Origin of the sequence: Microlunatus elymi (genome assembly GCF_007362775.1) — a bacterium.
GTDB lineage: Bacteria > Actinomycetota > Actinomycetes > Propionibacteriales > Propionibacteriaceae > Microlunatus > Microlunatus elymi.
This window is the reverse complement of the sequence record NZ_CP041692.1, coordinates 2751728-2767696: the sequence shown is the minus strand read 5'-3', so window position 1 is coordinate 2767696 and position 15969 is coordinate 2751728. Positions and strand designations below refer to the sequence as shown.

The window sequence follows — 15969 nt, the reverse complement described above, 5'->3', positions numbered from 1 at the left end:
GGCAACTCCAGATCGCCGAATCATCACCATCAGCCGAGTAGGGCCCACAGGTAGGCGCCCAGAATCATAGCCGGGCCGAAGGTCATGTGGCTCTGTCGTCCGCCGCGACGGGCGATCATGATCACCACCGCGACCAGTCCACCGAGGATGAATCCGGTCAGCAGTCCGAGCACGGCGACCATCGGATCGAGCCAGCCGAGCAAACCGCCCAGAACCCCTGCCAGCTTGACGTCTCCGAGTCCCAAGCCCTCCTTGCTCGACCCGAAGAGGGCGAGCAGCAGGAACCCGACGACGGCACTCGCGGCGCAGATCGCCGCCCAGAGGAGTGCCTGCCAGTCACCGATCTGCCAACTGCACAAGGCCAAACCGAGTGCGGCCAGCGGGTAGGCCGGCAGCGTGAGCTTGTCCGGCAGTCGGCGGACCGAGAAGTCGATGAAGGCCAGCACGACCGCCCAGACCCAGGCCAGGACGAAGATCAGGTTCACCAGGACCGGCCGGTTTGCCACCAGCGGGGCGGCCAGCACGCTGCCGGCCACGGCGACCACCGGCACGGTCCAGACCGGCGGGCGGTGATGGATCACGTCATCGTCGTACCGAAAACTGCCGCGGTGCAGCCACCAGGCTGCTGCGGCGGACAACACCGCCGCCAGGCCGACCAACCACCACTGACTCACGGATCTCCCAGGTTTCGCTTGTCTCTTCCGGCTCACGTCGGTCACAACTCGGACTTCGGTGTCACCCCGGCAACGGATACAGTGTCCGCGCTCGAGGGTCGCGTCTTCGGCGATCCGCCGGGCGCCGTTCGTGAACGTTACGCGAGCAGCTCAAGATCAACCACCATGCCTGCACTGAAGGGCGATCGCCTTGTCCTACGGCCATCCCAGAGACGGTCAGCCCGTGGAGTTGTCCTCACCGGGGTCCGCTACCGCCGAGTTGTCCGGGCTGCGTTCCGCGGTCCGGATGTTCCTCGTCGTCTGCCCGGCGTTGATTGCCGGCACCCTTCTGAGCAGTCTGATCCTCGGCAATCTTCGTGCCATCGGCCGGGTGCCGTATTCCGGCTACGCGGTGGTCGTGATCGCGGGTTTCGCCGCCGGAGTAGCCGCCGGGCTGATCGTGCAACGCGTCAGCCTGCTGCCGCAGTTGATCACCGCCGCGGTCGTCGACGTCGTCATCCTCGGCGGGATCCTCATGTACGCGGCCGGGCAGGTGGTCCGCAAAGCCCTGCTGCCGCTGCCCTGGGCCACGGTTCTGATCGGCGTTCCGGTCGGGACCGCCATCCAGTTGCTGACGCTCTGTGCGACCTGGAGACTCAAAGACCGACAGCGGTAGCCGCGACGGTCCGGGCCGACGCGATTCCGCCAACGTCGGGGCCCAGGCGCCGGGGCCCGGGAAGGATTTGGGCCCAGGGATGGGTCCGCGGGCCCACCACTGCGCACCCCGCTTTTCGTACGGTTGACCCTCGCGGCCCGATCGGGCCCAGGCACTTCTCGGGAGACTTGATGACGCAACACGATTCCGGCGCGGGCGTCCGCAGCTCGCGACAGCGCGAGCGCGGTACGGGCACGCTGGAATACGTCGCCGCCATCGCGCTGGCCGCCGTCGTTGCTGTCGGGGCGATCTTGGCCTTGCAGGGAGGGCAGTTCGACAAGCTGGCCCAGGACGCGATCTGCAAGGTGAAGACGGCGCTCGGAGCGGGCTCCTGCTCAGGGTCTCAGGACCCCGGAAATCCCAACAACGGCAAGGATTTCGACCCGAAGCCGAAGAAGTGCCGGATCAGCGATCACAGCGAGCAGGTGAACAGCGAGATCAAGATCGCGTTCATCAAGATCGGCAACAACGCCGGCTTCATCGAAACCACCTACAGCGACGGCACCGTAACCTACACCGCCACCGACGGCGCCGGGCTGGGGGTCACAGGCGGCGTCGGCGCCAAGTTCGACATCGGCAAGTTGAAGGCCGAGGCCAAGGTCGATTTCGGAGCCGGGGTCAAGTTCGACTACGGCAGCACCTGGACCTTCAAGGACGCCGACGAGGCGAAGAAGATGAAGGACCAACTGGACGACTACCTGGCACAGCAGGAGATGATGAAGCAGCCGGGCGGGGCCATCGCCGTTCTCACCATGGGCGAGGTCGACCCGCCGAAGCCGCCGAATCAGAGCGTCACCTCGATCGAGGTCGAGGGATCAGCCACGGGCAGCCTCGGCGTCTCGTTGCCCTGGGACAAGCAGGACGACCCGACCAGCAGTGGCAGCAGCAGCACCGAGAACGATTCCAAGGTGCCGAACCTCAAGCTGGCCAAGGCCGGCCTGACCATCGGCGGCAGCGGCAAATGGACTCAGATCACCAACTCCGACACCGACACCACGACCTACACCACCAACATCACCGGCTACGCCTCCGCCGACGGCACCCTCGGCCCGCTCTCCGGCCAGGTCAAGGGTTTGCTCGGGTCGTCGATGTCGATCACCCAGGACAAGGACGGCAAGATCACCAATGTCACGGTGACCAGCACCAGCAGTGGCTCGATCACCGGCACGGTGAACAACGGGCAGTCCGATCTCGGCGGCAGCAGCTCTTCGAGCGCCGGCGCCGGCGACGTCACCGTCACCACGTCCAGCCTGAACGTCAGCACCGACGAGCAGCGGAACATGATCAACACCTGGCTCGACTACGGCGGCATCATCACGCCGGGCATGCTGAATCCGACCAAGGCCGAACCGAACGACGACATCCAGAACCTCTTCTACCAGCAAGCACAGTCCAGCGAGGTCAGCTACGACCAGATCACCGACAAGGAGGGGTTCGCCGCCGAGGTCAAGCTCGGCGTCGCCCTCGGCGTCGACTTCTCCCTGACCACACAGGACAACAAGGCGGTCAAGGCGAGCTATCTCGACGCGCCCGACAGCAGCGGCGTACGGACGCCGGTCGACTTTCCGGAATGCCTGGGCTGATCGTCTAGGGGCTGATTGGTCCGGGCCAAGTCGTTGGAGGGCTGATGGGCGAACGCCGGGATCCTTGCCGGGCTTGGGTACAGTGACGGAGCCTTTCGAGCCACCGGCGGCCGACCGCCGGACCGGATCGGGCGGGTTCGGAAGTTGATCTTGGAAGTTGATCTTGAACGGGAGCAGCATGTTTCATCGCCAGCTACGCGGCGTAGTGACCCTGGTGGTTGCGGCCGCCCTGGCCGTCGGTTCGGTCGGCTGCGCGTCCGGCGCCAAGGACTGGGTCGAGGTGTCCACCGGCAAGCTCACCGTCGACCGGCCGGCGAACTGGTCCACCAAGATGCAGGTGACCAAGCCGTGGACCGACGGCTACCGACTGTCGAAGGACTCCGTCGAGCAGATGCAACTGTCCGGTGACTTCGGCGAGTACACCACCGCGCGCGAGGCGGTCGGCACCCTGGAGGGCAAGGCCCGGCTCGGTGGCGTGCAGGGTTTCAAGATCGTCGAGAAGCGCGACGTCAAGATCAAGGGCGCGACCACCGCGACCCTCACTCGGTACACCATCACCAACAACAACGGCGACCCCGTCAACGGCGAGTGGATCGTGGCCGTCCGCTGGCCCTACCCGCAGTCGGTCGCGGTGTCGATCCTCAGCCCGCAGTACAACCAGGACCTGGAACGCCACGTCCTGGACACCATGGAACTCCACCCCAGCCAGTAATCCGAGCCGATCGCGAGACGCCGAGCTGCGCACTCGTCTTGGGTGTAATGACGGTTCCTCCCTCCCCCGGCCTTGCCGCCGTAGCGTCGATCGCAGGGAACACTCCTGTTTCCTGACCGATCTTCAGGAGGCATTGCATGACCGAGCAGAAGAGCCGAGCGCAGCAGCTGGTGGGCGATGTCGCGCCCAAGCTCGCGGAGCTGACCGATGGGGTGCTGTTCGGCGACGTCTGGGCACGGCCTGAGCTGTCGGCGCGGGACCGGAGCCTGGTCACCGTCGCGGCGCTGACGGCGCTCGGTCGGACCGACCAGCTGCGCTCGCACCTGAATCTGGCGCTGGACAACGGCGTCACCCAGGACGAGCTGGCCGAGGTCGCCACGCACCTGGCCTTCTACGCCGGCTGGCCGGCGGGGATGACCGCGGCGACGACGCTCAAGCGGGTGCTCGAAGACCGCTGAGCAGCAGGACGGCGGTGTCTCACTCCTCACGTCGACCATCGCGAAGGCCCCGCGGAGCGATCTGCGGGGCCTCGTCGTCGGTGGAGCTGCGACGTCAGCGGTCGATCCAACTCTGCATCTTCTCCGGGTAGCGCGGGCCCGTGGTGTCGATCTGCGCCGACAGCTCGGCCAGCTGCGCCAGCTCGTCGTCGGTCAGCGACACGGCAGCCGCGGCGGTGTTCTCTTCGAGGCGGTGGATCTTCGTCGTGCCGGGGATCGGGACGATCCAGGGCTGCTGGGCGAGCAGCCACGCCAGGGCGACCTGGGCAGGCGTGGCGTCCTTGCTCCGGGCGATGTCGGTGACCAGGTCGACGAGCTGCTCGCCGCCAGCGCGGCTCTGCTCGCCGTAGCGCGGCAGGGTGGCGCGGACGTCGCCCTCGGCGAAGGAGCTCGAGCCGTCGACGGTTCCGGTGAGGAGCCCCTTGCCGAGCGGGCTGAACGGCACCAGGCCGATGCCCAGCTCCTCCAGCGTCGGCAGGATCTCGGCCTCCGGCTCGCGCCACCACAGCGAGTACTCGCTCTGCAGCGCAGCCACCCGCTGCACAGCGTGCGCCCGGCGGATGGTCGACGCGCCGGCCTCGGACAGGCCGAAGTGGGCCACCTTCCCGGCCTCGATCAGTTCCTTCACGGCCCCGGCGACGTCCTCGATCGGCACGGCGGGGTCGACGCGGTGCTGGTAGAGCAGGTCGATCCTCTCCACGCCGAGGCGCTGCAGGGAGGCGTCCACGGTCTGCTTGATGTAGGCGGGCTCGCTGTTGAGCCCCGACTCCCGGGTCCCGTCGAGGTCGAAGCCGAACTTCGTCGCGATCGCAACCTGGTCGCGCACCGGAGCGAGCGCCTTGCCGACGAGTACCTCGTTGGTCAGCGGCCCGTAGACCTGGGCGGTGTCGAAGAAGGTCACTCCGACGTCGACCGCCCGGCGGAGCACCGCGGCGGCTTCGTTCTCGCTCAACCTGTGCCCGTAGCCGTGGTTCAGGCCCATGCACCCGAAGCCGATCGCTGACACCTCGAGGCCGGTTCCGAGCGTGCGCTTGTCCATCTGCTGTCTCCTTTCGCGGTGGCGAGGCTCAGGCCTCGGGAATGTCTCGGCCGTAGCTCTCGAGGGTGATCGAGTCGGGCTCGGGGCCGCTGCGCACGCCCGTGTCCAGTGCGTCGATGGCAGCAAGCTCGTCGGCGGTCAGCTCGAAGCGCTGTCCCGAGCTTGTCGAAGGGTCGAAGACGTCGAAGTTCTCCGCGATCCGCTCGGGCTTGACCGACTTCGGGATCGCCGAGCGGCCCTGCTGCAGGTGCCAGCGCAGCATCACCTGCGCCGGCGTCTTGCTGTGCCGGTTGGCGATCTCGCCGATGACCTCGTTCTCCAGCGTGCTCTTCTGCCCGTCCCGATAGAAGGTGATGCCGCCGATCGGTGACCAGGCCTGGGTGAGGATGCCGTGCTCGGCGTCAGCCTTCTGCACGGCGGGCTGGGAGAAGTACGGGTGCACCTCGACCTGGTTGACGGCTGGCACCACGCCGGTCTCGGACAGCCGGGCGAGCACCTCGGGCATGAAGTTGGAGACCCCGATCGCGCGGACCTTCCCGTCGGCGAGGAGCTTCTCCAGCGCCGTGTACGCGCCGATCGTCCTGTCGAAGTCGCTCGTGAGCGGCTGGTGCAGGAGCAGCAGGTCGATCTGGTCGACGCCGAGCTTGCCGGCTGACTTGTCGAAGGCGTGCAGGGCTTCGTCGTAGCCGTAGTCGGAGATCCACAGCTTGGTCTCGATGAACACCTCGGACCGGTCCAGACCGGACGCGCGGATCGCGGCGCCGACGCCGCGCTCGTTGCCGTAGGCGGCGGCGGTGTCGATGAGGCGGTAGCCGACCGTGAGCGCCTCGGCCACGGCAGCCTCGGTCTCCTCGGGCGGGGTCTGGAAGACGCCGAAGCCCAGGGCGGGCATCTCGACGCCGTTGTTCAGGGTGATGTTCTCGCTCATGGCACCAACGCTAGGAGGGCCCGGCGCGGTCAGGAAGGAACTGTCAGTTCACCCCTGGCGTTCCCGGCGGTCGCGCCGGCCCGCCTCCTGGACGAGCTCCGGGGTCGCGGCGAGGCTGCCGAGCAACTTGATCCGCTCGTCGCTCGGCGAACCGGGCTCGGCGGTGAAGGCGAACATGAACCAGTCAGGGTTCGCCGGGAACTCCATCGCCTGATAGGACAGCTCGAGGTCGCCGACCGCCGGGTGGCGCATCCGCTTCAGGCCGGTGCGGTGGTGGCGCACGTCGTGCCGGGCCCACCGCAACCGGAACGCGTCGGAGCGGCACACGAGCTCACCGATCAGGTCGGTGAGCGGCTTGTCCAGCGGGTTCTGCCCTGCGTAGGTGCGCAGGGTGGCGACCAGGTCGTCGGCGTTCACCTCCCAGTCGGGGAAGAACACCCGTGAGGCGGGACTGAGGAAGGTGAACCGGGCGGTGTTGCCCTGGTTCGCCGGGTCATCGAGCATCGGTGCGTACAGCGCTCGGCCCAGCGCGTTCGCGGCGACGAAGTCGAGCCGGCGGTCGCGCACGTACATCGGCGCGCCGGTCACGGCGTCCAGGAACCGTTGCAGCTCGGCCGACACCGCCTGCTCCCTGGCCTTGCTGCGCCGCATCCGCGGCGGCGTCGGACCGGCGGCCTTCGCGAGGTCGGCCAGGTGGTCGGTCTCGGCCTCGTTCAGCCTCAGGGTCCGCGCCAGCGCGTCCAGGACCTCCAGCGAGACACCGCGCAGGTCGCCGCGCTCCATCCGCGCGTAGTACTCGACGCTCACCCCGGTGAGCATCGCGACCTCTTCGCGGCGCAGGCCCGGGACCCGGCGGCGGCCGCCGCCGATGATGCCGGCCTGGTCGGGCGTGATCCGGTCCCTGCGGGTGCGCAGGAAATCGGTCACCTCGTCCTGATGGTCCATCCGTCAAACCTAAGCGAGGACGGCGGGACGTGGGAGGAACTGCCAGTCCACCCCTTGCCCCCCGTCAGCGGTTCATCGTGCCGCCGATTCAGGCGTAGGTCTCGTGCCCGCTGCCGCGCGCGCCGGTCACCGCGAGGTGGGCCGAGCGCTCGTCGATCTCGGCGATCTCCTCGCGCGTGAGGGCGACGTCGGCGGCGGCGTTGTTCTCCGCCACCCGCTCAGGTCGGCGGCTGCCGGGTATCGGCACGATGGCCGCGCCCTTGGCCAGCAGCCAGGCCAGGGCGACCTGCCCGGGCGTGACCTGCTTGCGGGCGGCGACCTCGACCACCGAGTCGGCCACCGGTTGATTCGCCGCCAGCGCCTCCGGGGTGAACCGCGGGAACCGCGAGCGGATGTCGTTCGCGGCGAAGGTCTCGCCGCGGCCCACGGTGCCGGTCAGGAACCCCTGCCCCAGCGGCGACCATGGCACCAGCCCGATGCCCAGCTCGACGCAGGCGGGCAGCACCTCGGCCTCGACGTCGCGGGCCCAGATCGAGTACTCGTTCTGCACCGCGACGACCGGCTGGACCGCATGCGCGCGGCGGATCGTGGCCGCCTCGGCCTCCGACAGCCCGAAGTGGACGACCTTGCCCTCGCCCACCAGCTCCTTGACCGTCCCGGCGACGTCCTCGGTCGGCACCTGCGGGTCGGCCCGGTGCTGGTAGTACAGGTCTATCCGGTCCGTGCGCAGCCGCTGCAACGACCCCTCGACCGCGCGGCGGATGTTCTCCGGCCGGCTGTCCAGGCCGGTGCGGGCGATACCGTGGTAGCCGAAGCCGAACTTCGTGGCGATCACGACCTGGTCGCGGATCGGCTCCAGCGCCTCCCCGACCAGGGCCTCTTTCGCGAACGGTCCGTACGCCTCCGCGGTGTCGAAGAACGTCACCCCCTGCTCGTGGGCCCCGCGGATCAGCCCGACCCCGTGGGCGGTGTCGACCGACTCGCCGTAGTTGGCGCTCAGCCCCATGCAGCCCAGCCCGATCGCGGAGACCTCCAGGGGACCGAGACGTCGCTTCTCCGTGCGTTGACCTACCTTCTTCTCTCGACTGGCCCACACGCTAGGCGCGACGAATCCGGCAAGGGAGGAACTGTCAGTGCACCGATAGCCGATTCCTTCTTCGCATCCCTGACCGATGGTGTTCTGGATGCGTGATCGAGATCAGCCGAAGGTCCCTCGCGGGCGCAACCGGGCTCGCCGCACTCGCGGCTCTGGCCGGCTGCGCTCCGCAGGACGATTCCACCAGCCGGACCCGGCAGCCCGAGCGGACGACCCCTGAGATGACGCCCAGCGCCCAGACCTCGCCGGGGACGAGCGCCCTGCTCGTGTACTTCTCCCGCCCCGGAGAGAACTACTGGGAGGGCGGCCGCCGCGACCTCGAGGTCGGCAACACCAAACGGCTCGCGCAGATAATCGCCGAGCGGATCGTCTGCGACGAGTTCGAGATCCTCGCCGCGGACCCCTATCCGGAGGCCTACGACCCGACGGTCGAACGCAACGAGCGGGAGCAGAACGAGGACGCCCGCCCGCGGATCGCCGGGGACCTTCCGGACATGAGCGAGTACGGCAGCGTGCTGATCGGCAGCCCAATCTGGAACATGCGCACCTCGATGATCATGTCCACCTTCGTCGAGGCGGTCGACGTCGCCGGCAAGCGGATCCTGCCGTTCGTCACCTACGCCGTGTCCGGCATGAGCGACGTTGACCAGGACTACCGCGACGCGCTGCCGGACAGCGACGTCGCCGACGGCCTCGCCGTCCGCGGAGAAGACGTCGACGGCGCAGCCGCTCCCGTCGCGGACTGGCTCCGCGCCAACGACCTGCTGTAGCGCCGCCGGGAAGGTGGAACTGGCAGTCCCTTCCTCGCCCGCTGTGCCATCGGTGAGATGGAGACAAGGCACGACGGCAGGACGCCGCCGCGCCGCGCCGCAGCAATGCGATGAACGAGCAGCAATGCGATGAACGAGAAGAAGGAGTCAACCGATGAACGAGAACCCGAGCGTCGGCCGCGTCGCGGTCATCACCGGAGCATCCTCCGGAATCGGCGCAGCGACAGCCCGCGCCCTCGCGGCGGACGGTTACCAGGTCGCGCTGCTGGCCCGCCGCCTGGACCGCATCGAGGCCCTCGCCCAGGAACTCGGCAACGGCTCCGTCGCGATCCAGGCCGACGTCACCGACCGCGACTCCCTGCTCGCCGCAGCGTCCCGGGTGCAGGACGAGCTCGGCGGAGCCGGCGTTCTGGTCAACAACGCCGGCATCATGCTGCTGGGCCCCTTCTCCTCCGAACAGCACCACGACTACCGGACCATGATCGAGGCGAACCTGCTCGGCGCGATCACCGCCACCGAGGTCTTCCTCGATCAGCTCAAGAACGGCGGAGCCGGAGACCTGGTCAACATCTCCTCCGTCGCCGGCCGCACCGCCCGTGCCGGAAACGGCGTCTACGCCGCCACCAAGTGGGGCATGAACGGCTGGTCGGAGTCCCTGCGTCAGGAACTACTCCCCGGCGTCCGCGTCACCCTCATCGAGCCCGGCGTCGTCGACACCGAGCTGCCCCAGCACATCACCCACGAGGCCACCCGAGCGCAGGTGCAGAAGGGCTACGACCAGGCCACCGTCAAGCCCGAGGAGGTCGCCGAGATCATCGCCTTCGTCCTGGCCCGGCCGCGGCACCTCGCCATCCACGAGGTTCTGCTGCGCCCCGTCGACCAGCTGGGCTGATCACTCACCTGCCGGCAAGTTGGCGCAGTACGTACTGCATGATGCCGCCGTGGCGGTAGTAGTCGGCCTCACCGGGAGTGTCGATCCGGACGACCGCATCGAACTCCTTGTCCCCCGCAGTGACCTTGACCGTCTCGGGGGTGCCGCCGTCATTGAGGCCGATGATGCCGGTGATCTTGAACGTCTCCTCGCCGGTCAGACCGAGGCTCTCGGCGTTCTCACCCTCACCGAACTGCAGCGGCAGCACACCCATACCGATCAGGTTGGACCGGTGGATCCGCTCGTACGACTCCGCGATCACCGCGCGCACCCCGAGCAGCGCGGTGCCCTTGGCTGCCCAGTCCCGGGACGAGCCGGAGCCGTACTCCTTGCCGGCCAGGATCACCAACGGGGTGCCCTCGGCGGCGTAGGACTCGGACGCCTCGTACACCGTGGTGACCGGAGCGTCGTCCTGAGTGAAGTCACGGGTGAATCCGCCCTCGGTGCCGGGTGCGATCTGATTGCGCAGCCGGATGTTGGCAAAGGTGCCGCGGATCATCACCTCGTGATTGCCCCGCCGTGACCCGTACGAGTTGAAGTCCCGCCGCTCGATGCCGTGTTCGGTCAGGTACTTGCCGGCCGGGCTGTCGGCCTTGATCGCACCGGCCGGGCTGATGTGGTCGGTGGTGACCGAGTCGCCGAGCTTCAGCAGCACCCGCGCGCCGTCGATGTCGGTGACCGGCTCCGGCTCGGTCGGCATGCCGTCGAAGTAGGGCGGCTTGCGGACGTAGGTGGAGTCGTCGTCCCAGGCGAACGTCTCGCCCTCGGGCGTCGGCAGCGACTGCCACTGCTGATCACCGGCGAACACGTCCTGGTAGCCCTGGGCGAACATCTCGGCCCCGATCGAGGATGCCACGATCTCGTCGATCTCCGCCTCGGTCGGCCAGATGTCCTTCAAATAAACGGGATTCCCGTCCTGATCGGTGCCCAGCGGGTCACGGGTCAGATCCAGATCCATGCTGCCGGCCAGCGCGTAGGCGACCACCAGCGGAGGGCTGGCCAGGTAGTTCATCTTCACGTCCGGATTGATCCGGCCCTCGAAGTTGCGGTTGCCGGAGAGCACCGAGACCACGGCAAGATCATTCGCGTTGACCGCCTCGCTGACCTCGGGGATCAGCGGGCCGGAGTTGCCGATGCAGGTGGTGCAGCCGTAACCGACCAGGTTGAACCCGAGCTTGTCCAGGTACGGGGTCAGGCCGGCCCGGTCGTAGTAGTCCATCACCACCTTCGACCCGGGGGCGAGTGTCGTCTTCACCCACGGCTTGCGGTTCAGCCCCTTCTCCACCGCCTTCTTGGCCACCAGCGCAGCGCCGACCATCACACTCGGGTTGGAGGTGTTGGTGCAGGAGGTGATCGCCGCGATCGACACCGCACCATGATCAAGATCGAATTCGGTGCCGTCGGCCAGGGTGACCTTCGCAGGGTTGCTCGGACGACCGAGTCCGCCGTCCGGGTGATGATCAACATCGCTCGGCGCCGCAGCACCGTTGGCGCCGTCGTGAGTCGGCACATCCGAAGCAGGGAAGGATTCTGCGACAGACTCGTCGTAGCCCTGCTCGGGTTCGGACACGTAGTCCTTCAGGGCTTCGCGGAAGCCCTGCTTGGCGTGGCTGAGCGACACCCGGTCCTGTGGCCGCTTCGGTCCGGCGATGCTGGGGACGACCGTACCAAGATCAAGTTCGAGGTATTCGGAGTACTTCGGCTCCCGCTCGTGCTCGTGCCACAGCCCCTGCTCCTTGGCGTACGCCTCGACCAGCGCGACCTGCTCGTCACTGCGGCCGGTCAGCTTGAGATAGTCGATGGTCTTCTCGTCGACCGGGAAGACCGCGATGGTGGAGCCGTACTCGGGGCTCATGTTGCCGATGGTCGCCCGGTTCGCCAGCGGCACCTCGGCCACACCCGGCCCGTAGAACTCGACGAACTTGCCGACCACGCCGTGCTGACGCAGCATCTCGGTGATGGTCAGCACCAGGTCGGTCGCGGTGGCACCCTCGGGCAGCTTGCCGTTGAGTTTGAAGCCGACCACCCGCGGCACCAGCATCGACACCGGCTGGCCCAGCATCGCGGCCTCGGCCTCGATGCCGCCGACACCCCAGCCGACCACGCCGAGTCCGTTGACCATGGTGGTGTGGCTGTCGGTGCCGACCAGGGTGTCCGGGTAGGCGTAGGTCTGGCCGTCGATGTCGCGCGGGAAGACGACCCGAGCCAGGTGCTCGATGTTGACCTGATGCACGATGCCGGTGCCCGGCGGGACGACCTTGAAGTCGTCGAAGGCGCCCTGTCCCCAGCGCAGGAACTGGTAGCGCTCGCGGTTGCGGCCGTACTCGATCTCCACGTTGCGGGTGAACGCGTCGGCGGTGCCGAAGACGTCGGCGATCACCGAGTGGTCGATCACCAGCTCGGCCGGCGACAGCGGGTTGATCTTGTTCGGATCGCCGCCCAGATCGGCGAACGCCTCCCGCATGGTGGCAAGATCAACAATGGCCGGCACGCCGGTAAAGTCCTGCATGATCACCCGGGCCGGAGTGAACTGAATTTCCTTGCTGGGTTGGGCATTCGGGTCCCAGTCGGCCAGCGCGCGGATGTCGTCGGCGGTGATGTTGGCGCCGTCCTCGGTCCGCAGCAGATTCTCCAGCAGCACCTTCAGGCTGTACGGGAGCTGCTCGGCACCCGGCACCTTGTCCAGCCGGAAGATCTGGTACGACTTATCCCCCACCTGCAGGGTGTCCTGGGCGTCGAAGCTGTTCACGCTGGGACCAACAGGGGCTTCGCTGTTCATAGTCACTCCGTCGTCGTGGAAACTCTCTCGACGTCAAGATATCACCACTTTGTCGGGGCGGGTCGCTAACGTGACCGCCATCAGCGGCGCCGAGCCGTGAACGACGAAGGAGTCCGACCATGATCGACCTGACACCGACCACCGACCGGGTGTCCCAGCTGGTCGCCGAAGTCCGCGATGATCAACTGGACGCGCCCACGCCCTGCCCTCAGATGTCGGTACGGGTGTTGCTCAATCATCTGCACGGGCTGTCGATCGCGTTCCGGGACGCTGCCCGCAAGATCGACGGACCGACCACCTCCGGCGCCCCGGACCCGACGACCACCCCGCTCCCCGAGGACTGGCGCGACAGCATCCGGGCCGGTCTGGCCGAGCTCGCCGCAGCCTGGCAGGACCCGAGTGCGTGGCAAGGCATGAGCAAGGCCGGCGGGCAGCAGATGCCCGGCGAGGTCACCGGCCTGGTCGCCCTGGACGAGGTGACGCTGCACGGTTGGGACCTCGCCGCAGCGACCGGTCAGTCGTACGAGGTGGAGCCGGAGGCCCTGAATGCGGTCGAGCAGTTCTGTGCCCAGGTGCCCGACGATCCCGATCGGAGCGGATTGTTCGGGCCGCGGGTTCCGGTGGCCGACGACGCGCCGCAACTGCATCGAGTCCTCGGCCTGGCCGGTCGCGACCCGGACTGGACCGCCGGCTGATTGAGAGCGGCCTCGAAAAGCCTACGAAGCGCGGAGATCTGACTCAGTACGGCCGCTCGGCTTCGGTCGCCTTCCGCCAGGTGCGGGAACACGTCGCCGGTCTTGCCCCCGGTCGCGGCCAGCAGCACGGTGGCCCGATGATCGAACCCGGTTGATCATGCTGTTTGATCATCACGACGTGATCACCCGAAGGTGACCACCGGCCCGGACCCGAACGGACACTCATGTTGCTGAGCAGGACAACCGTCTACCGGGAGCCGGGCCGCCTCGCCGGCTGGCCGGCCAACTACGGACTCTGGCGGTGGGACGACGAAGTGGTCGCGATGTTCGCCGTCGGCTGGTTGGGCATCGACAGCGGCTTGCATCCTCGGGACAAGTCGCGGCCGTTTGCACCGGTGCTGGCCCGCAGCCTCGACGGCGGGCTCAGCTGGAATCATGAGCCGTTCACCGGTGCGATCCCGACCGGCGCCGCAACGCTGTCCGGGGACGAACATGTCGAGCCACGGCTGCAGATCGGACCGCGACTGGACCATGATCATCTCGCTGGCCCGATCGATCCGATCGACTTCACCGACCCGGAGTTGATCACGCTCTGCGCTCGTACCGGGATCGAGGCCGGAGCCCGGTCCTGGTTCTACACCAGCACCGACCGGGCCAGGTCCTGGCAGGGTCCCTACCGGATCCCGATGCTGGGCACGACGGCGATGTCCGCACGGACCGACATCATCCCGCTCGGCCGGCACGAGGCGCTCTTCCAGCTGACCTGCGGAAAGGCCGACGGCAGCGAGGGCCGCGTGCTGTGTGCCTGGACCGGCGACGGCGGCCGCACGCTGCATCGTCGGAGCTGGGTCGGTGACGAACCGGAGGGTTTTGCGATCATGCCGTCCTCGGTGTTGCTCGACGACGGGGTGATCATCACGGCCCGCCGCTGCGCCGGCCCCGATCATGAGGGACGCTGGTCGCACTGGATCGACGTCTTCGCCAGTCATGATCACGGGTCGCGTTGGGTTCCTCGGAGCACGCCGGTGCCCGACACCGGCCGCGGCGGCAACCCGCCGGCGTTGGTGAAGCCGGCCGCCGGCCGACTGGTGTTGATCTACGGTCATCGGGCCATGCCGTACGGGATCCGGGCGGTGATCAGTGATGATCATGGTCGGAGCTGGTCGGCCCCGCAGGTCCTGATCGATGATCTCGGCGATCCCGACCTGGGCTATCCACGAGCCCTGGCCATGGCAGACGGCAGCATCCTGATCGTCTACTACGCCAGCCAGGGCAGCGATTCCGAGCGCTACATCGAGTCGATCCGCTGGCGGCCGTAGCCACCCGGGCACGCCACCAGTCGATGACCGTGCCGGTGATCGATCGTCGACGCTTCGCGGATCACCGCGGGACGATGGTGGCGACGCACTCCAGGTGATGGGTCATCGGAAAGAGGTCGAAGGCGCGAAGGTTCGCCAGCTGGTAGCCCTGCCGCATGAAGTAAGCCAGATCACGGGCCAGGGCAGCGGGATCGCAAGCCACATAGGCGATGGCGCGTGGTCCGCGTGCCACCACCTGTTCGACCACCGCGCGGCCCGCACCGGTACGCGGCGGGTCCAGGACGACGAGATCGGTCGACTGCGGCAGCGATCCCTTGCCCCTCGGCTGACGCAGCGCTCGGTCGACCCGCGCGGCCAGGAATCGTGCCCGCGACCCGGCATCGGCCAGGTTGTGGCGGGCGTCGGTGATCGCGCGCCGGCTCGCCTCGACGCCGATCACCCGGCAGCCGGCGTCGATCAACGCGCCGGTGAACAATCCGACCCCGCAGTAGAGATCGAACGCGGACTCCCCTGCACTCGGCGCCAGTCCTTCCAGTACGGCATCGACCAGGGTGTCGGCAGCCGCCGGATGCACCTGCCAGAAGCCGTCCCCGGCCACCCGCCAATCGCGTCCCGCCGCGTGCTCGACGATCGGCCCCGACTCGTCTCCGATCCCTCCGGACTCGTCGCCGATCCAGTGCGTACCGTCGGCCGCGGCGACACCGATCAACTCGCCCACCAAACCCGCACTCTCCGAGGAAGTGGTCCCGTCCTGCGCCGGTTCCGAGCCAATTCCTCGGAGTCCATCGGCCGGCCGCGCAATTCCCGGAGCCGCGATCCGGCACCCCTCCTCGGGCAACGCGATCACCCGATGCGACCGATGCTGCCGTAACCCGGCCCGCCCCCGATCGTCAACCAGGTAACGCATCCGAGTCCGCCACCCCAACCCGTTCGCGAGTCCTGAGCTTGTCGAAGGACCGATGGCCGCACCCTGCTCGCTGACCTCACTCGGCAGCGGCACCTCCTCCACCGCGACGTCCAGTTCCAGCCCGGCCAGCCGCTCCAGCTGCTCTGCCAGCACCGCAGCCTTCAGCCGGCGTTGGGCAGCAAGATCAACATGCTGGAAGTCACAGCCGCCGCAGCCGCCCGGACCGCTGATCGGGCAGGGAGCGGGCACCCGATCCGGGCTCGGCTGCAGGATCTCGGTCGCATCGCCACGCCAGAAGCGTTCTTTGCTGTCGTCGGTGATCTTGATCATCACCCGCTCACCGGGAAGCGCGTGGCGAACGAAGATCACGCGGCCGTCATGGCGAGCCACGCAATGTCCG

General features: G+C 68.0%; 15 protein-coding genes. 8 read left to right on the top strand and 7 right to left on the bottom strand.

From position 1 onward, the window contains the following. Window positions 1-29: 29 nt before the first annotated feature. Window positions 30-674 (bottom strand): prepilin peptidase, encoded by a 645-nt coding sequence (locus tag FOE78_RS12445; protein WP_168207502.1) that lies wholly within the window; start codon window positions 672-674, stop codon window positions 30-32. A 223-nt stretch (window positions 675-897) separates the two neighbouring features. On the opposite strand from FOE78_RS12445, the gene FOE78_RS12440 reads away from it, so the two are divergent. From FOE78_RS12440 to FOE78_RS12425, 4 genes are all read left to right on the top strand, one after another. Next, window positions 898-1329 (top strand): hypothetical protein, encoded by a 432-nt coding sequence (locus FOE78_RS12440; protein ID WP_143986574.1) that lies wholly within the window; start codon window positions 898-900, stop codon window positions 1327-1329. Window positions 1330-1499: 170 nt separating this feature from the next. Next, window positions 1500-2951 carry a hypothetical protein gene (locus FOE78_RS12435; protein WP_143986573.1) on the top strand — a complete coding sequence of 484 codons (1452 nt, stop codon included), beginning with the start codon at window positions 1500-1502 and terminating at the stop codon, window positions 2949-2951. Window positions 2952-3129: 178 nt separating this feature from the next. Then, the gene (locus tag FOE78_RS12430; protein WP_143986572.1) at window positions 3130-3663 is read left to right on the top strand and encodes a hypothetical protein; all 534 of its coding nucleotides are present in this window, start codon (window positions 3130-3132) and stop codon (window positions 3661-3663) included. Window positions 3664-3800: 137 nt separating this feature from the next. After that, window positions 3801-4121: a carboxymuconolactone decarboxylase family protein gene (locus tag FOE78_RS12425; RefSeq protein ID WP_143986571.1), complete on the top strand. Its 321-nt coding sequence runs from the start codon at window positions 3801-3803 to the stop codon at window positions 4119-4121. A gap of 94 nt (window positions 4122-4215) precedes the next feature. On the opposite strand, the gene FOE78_RS12420 is transcribed toward FOE78_RS12425, so the two are convergent. From FOE78_RS12420 to FOE78_RS12405, 4 genes are all read right to left on the bottom strand, one after another. Then, the gene (locus FOE78_RS12420; RefSeq protein WP_143986570.1) at window positions 4216-5199 is read right to left on the bottom strand and encodes an aldo/keto reductase; all 984 of its coding nucleotides are present in this window, start codon (window positions 5197-5199) and stop codon (window positions 4216-4218) included. A 28-nt stretch (window positions 5200-5227) separates the two neighbouring features. Further along, window positions 5228-6127 (bottom strand): aldo/keto reductase, encoded by a 900-nt coding sequence (locus FOE78_RS12415; protein ID WP_143986569.1) that lies wholly within the window; start codon window positions 6125-6127, stop codon window positions 5228-5230. A gap of 48 nt (window positions 6128-6175) precedes the next feature. After that, entirely contained in the window at window positions 6176-7072 is an 897-nt protein-coding gene (locus tag FOE78_RS12410; protein WP_143986568.1) for a helix-turn-helix domain-containing protein, read from the bottom strand. A gap of 88 nt (window positions 7073-7160) precedes the next feature. Continuing rightward, entirely contained in the window at window positions 7161-8078 is a 918-nt protein-coding gene (locus FOE78_RS12405; RefSeq protein ID WP_143986567.1) for an aldo/keto reductase, read from the bottom strand. Window positions 8079-8389: 311 nt separating this feature from the next. Here FOE78_RS12405 and FOE78_RS12400 point away from each other — a divergent pair, with 311 nt between their 5' ends. Beyond that, on the top strand, window positions 8390-8938 hold the full coding sequence (locus tag FOE78_RS12400; protein ID WP_143986566.1) for a flavodoxin: 549 nt from the start codon (window positions 8390-8392) through the stop codon (window positions 8936-8938). Between the two features lie 154 nt (window positions 8939-9092). Then, window positions 9093-9830, top strand: a complete 738-nt coding sequence (locus FOE78_RS12395; RefSeq protein WP_143986565.1) for an SDR family oxidoreductase — start codon at window positions 9093-9095, stop codon at window positions 9828-9830. 4 nt (window positions 9831-9834) lie between these two features. On the opposite strand, the gene FOE78_RS12390 is transcribed toward FOE78_RS12395, so the two are convergent. Next, a complete protein-coding gene (locus FOE78_RS12390) occupies window positions 9835-12648 on the bottom strand; it encodes an aconitate hydratase (protein WP_143986564.1) in 2814 nt (937 codons plus the stop codon). A gap of 119 nt (window positions 12649-12767) precedes the next feature. On the opposite strand from FOE78_RS12390, the gene FOE78_RS12385 reads away from it, so the two are divergent. Both FOE78_RS12385 and FOE78_RS12380 read left to right on the top strand, forming a co-directional pair. Beyond that, window positions 12768-13343, top strand: a complete 576-nt coding sequence (locus tag FOE78_RS12385) for a TIGR03086 family metal-binding protein (protein WP_143986563.1) — start codon at window positions 12768-12770, stop codon at window positions 13341-13343. 224 nt (window positions 13344-13567) lie between these two features. Continuing rightward, a complete protein-coding gene (locus FOE78_RS12380) occupies window positions 13568-14662 on the top strand; it encodes an exo-alpha-sialidase (RefSeq protein ID WP_143986562.1) in 1095 nt (364 codons plus the stop codon). Window positions 14663-14723: 61 nt separating this feature from the next. On the opposite strand, the gene FOE78_RS12375 is transcribed toward FOE78_RS12380, so the two are convergent. Then, window positions 14724-15938, bottom strand: coding sequence for a class I SAM-dependent RNA methyltransferase (locus FOE78_RS12375; RefSeq protein ID WP_323125686.1), 1215 nt, complete (start codon window positions 15936-15938; stop codon window positions 14724-14726). Window positions 15939-15969 lie beyond the last annotated feature (31 nt).

What these genes read in the sequence shown, in the direction of transcription:
- FOE78_RS12400 (WP_143986566.1), top strand. Translation starts at nt 8,390, where the DNA reads ATGACGCCCAGCGCCCAGACCTCGCCGGGGACGAGCGCCCTGCTCGTG.
- FOE78_RS12410 (WP_143986568.1), bottom strand. Translation starts at nt 7,072, where the DNA reads ATGGACCATCAGGACGAGGTGACCGATTTCCTGCGCACCCGCAGGGAC.
- FOE78_RS12425 (WP_143986571.1), top strand. Translation starts at nt 3,801, where the DNA reads ATGACCGAGCAGAAGAGCCGAGCGCAGCAGCTGGTGGGCGATGTCGCG.
- FOE78_RS12430 (WP_143986572.1), top strand. Translation starts at nt 3,130, where the DNA reads ATGTTTCATCGCCAGCTACGCGGCGTAGTGACCCTGGTGGTTGCGGCC.
- FOE78_RS12405 (WP_143986567.1), bottom strand. Translation starts at nt 8,078, where the DNA reads ATGGGGCTGAGCGCCAACTACGGCGAGTCGGTCGACACCGCCCACGGG.
- FOE78_RS12435 (WP_143986573.1), top strand. Translation starts at nt 1,500, where the DNA reads ATGACGCAACACGATTCCGGCGCGGGCGTCCGCAGCTCGCGACAGCGC.
- FOE78_RS12420 (WP_143986570.1), bottom strand. Translation starts at nt 5,199, where the DNA reads ATGGACAAGCGCACGCTCGGAACCGGCCTCGAGGTGTCAGCGATCGGC.
- FOE78_RS12395 (WP_143986565.1), top strand. Translation starts at nt 9,093, where the DNA reads ATGAACGAGAACCCGAGCGTCGGCCGCGTCGCGGTCATCACCGGAGCA.
- FOE78_RS12415 (WP_143986569.1), bottom strand. Translation starts at nt 6,127, where the DNA reads ATGAGCGAGAACATCACCCTGAACAACGGCGTCGAGATGCCCGCCCTG.
- FOE78_RS12390 (WP_143986564.1), bottom strand. Translation starts at nt 12,648, where the DNA reads ATGAACAGCGAAGCCCCTGTTGGTCCCAGCGTGAACAGCTTCGACGCC.
- FOE78_RS12385 (WP_143986563.1), top strand. Translation starts at nt 12,768, where the DNA reads ATGATCGACCTGACACCGACCACCGACCGGGTGTCCCAGCTGGTCGCC.
- FOE78_RS12380 (WP_143986562.1), top strand. Translation starts at nt 13,568, where the DNA reads ATGTTGCTGAGCAGGACAACCGTCTACCGGGAGCCGGGCCGCCTCGCC.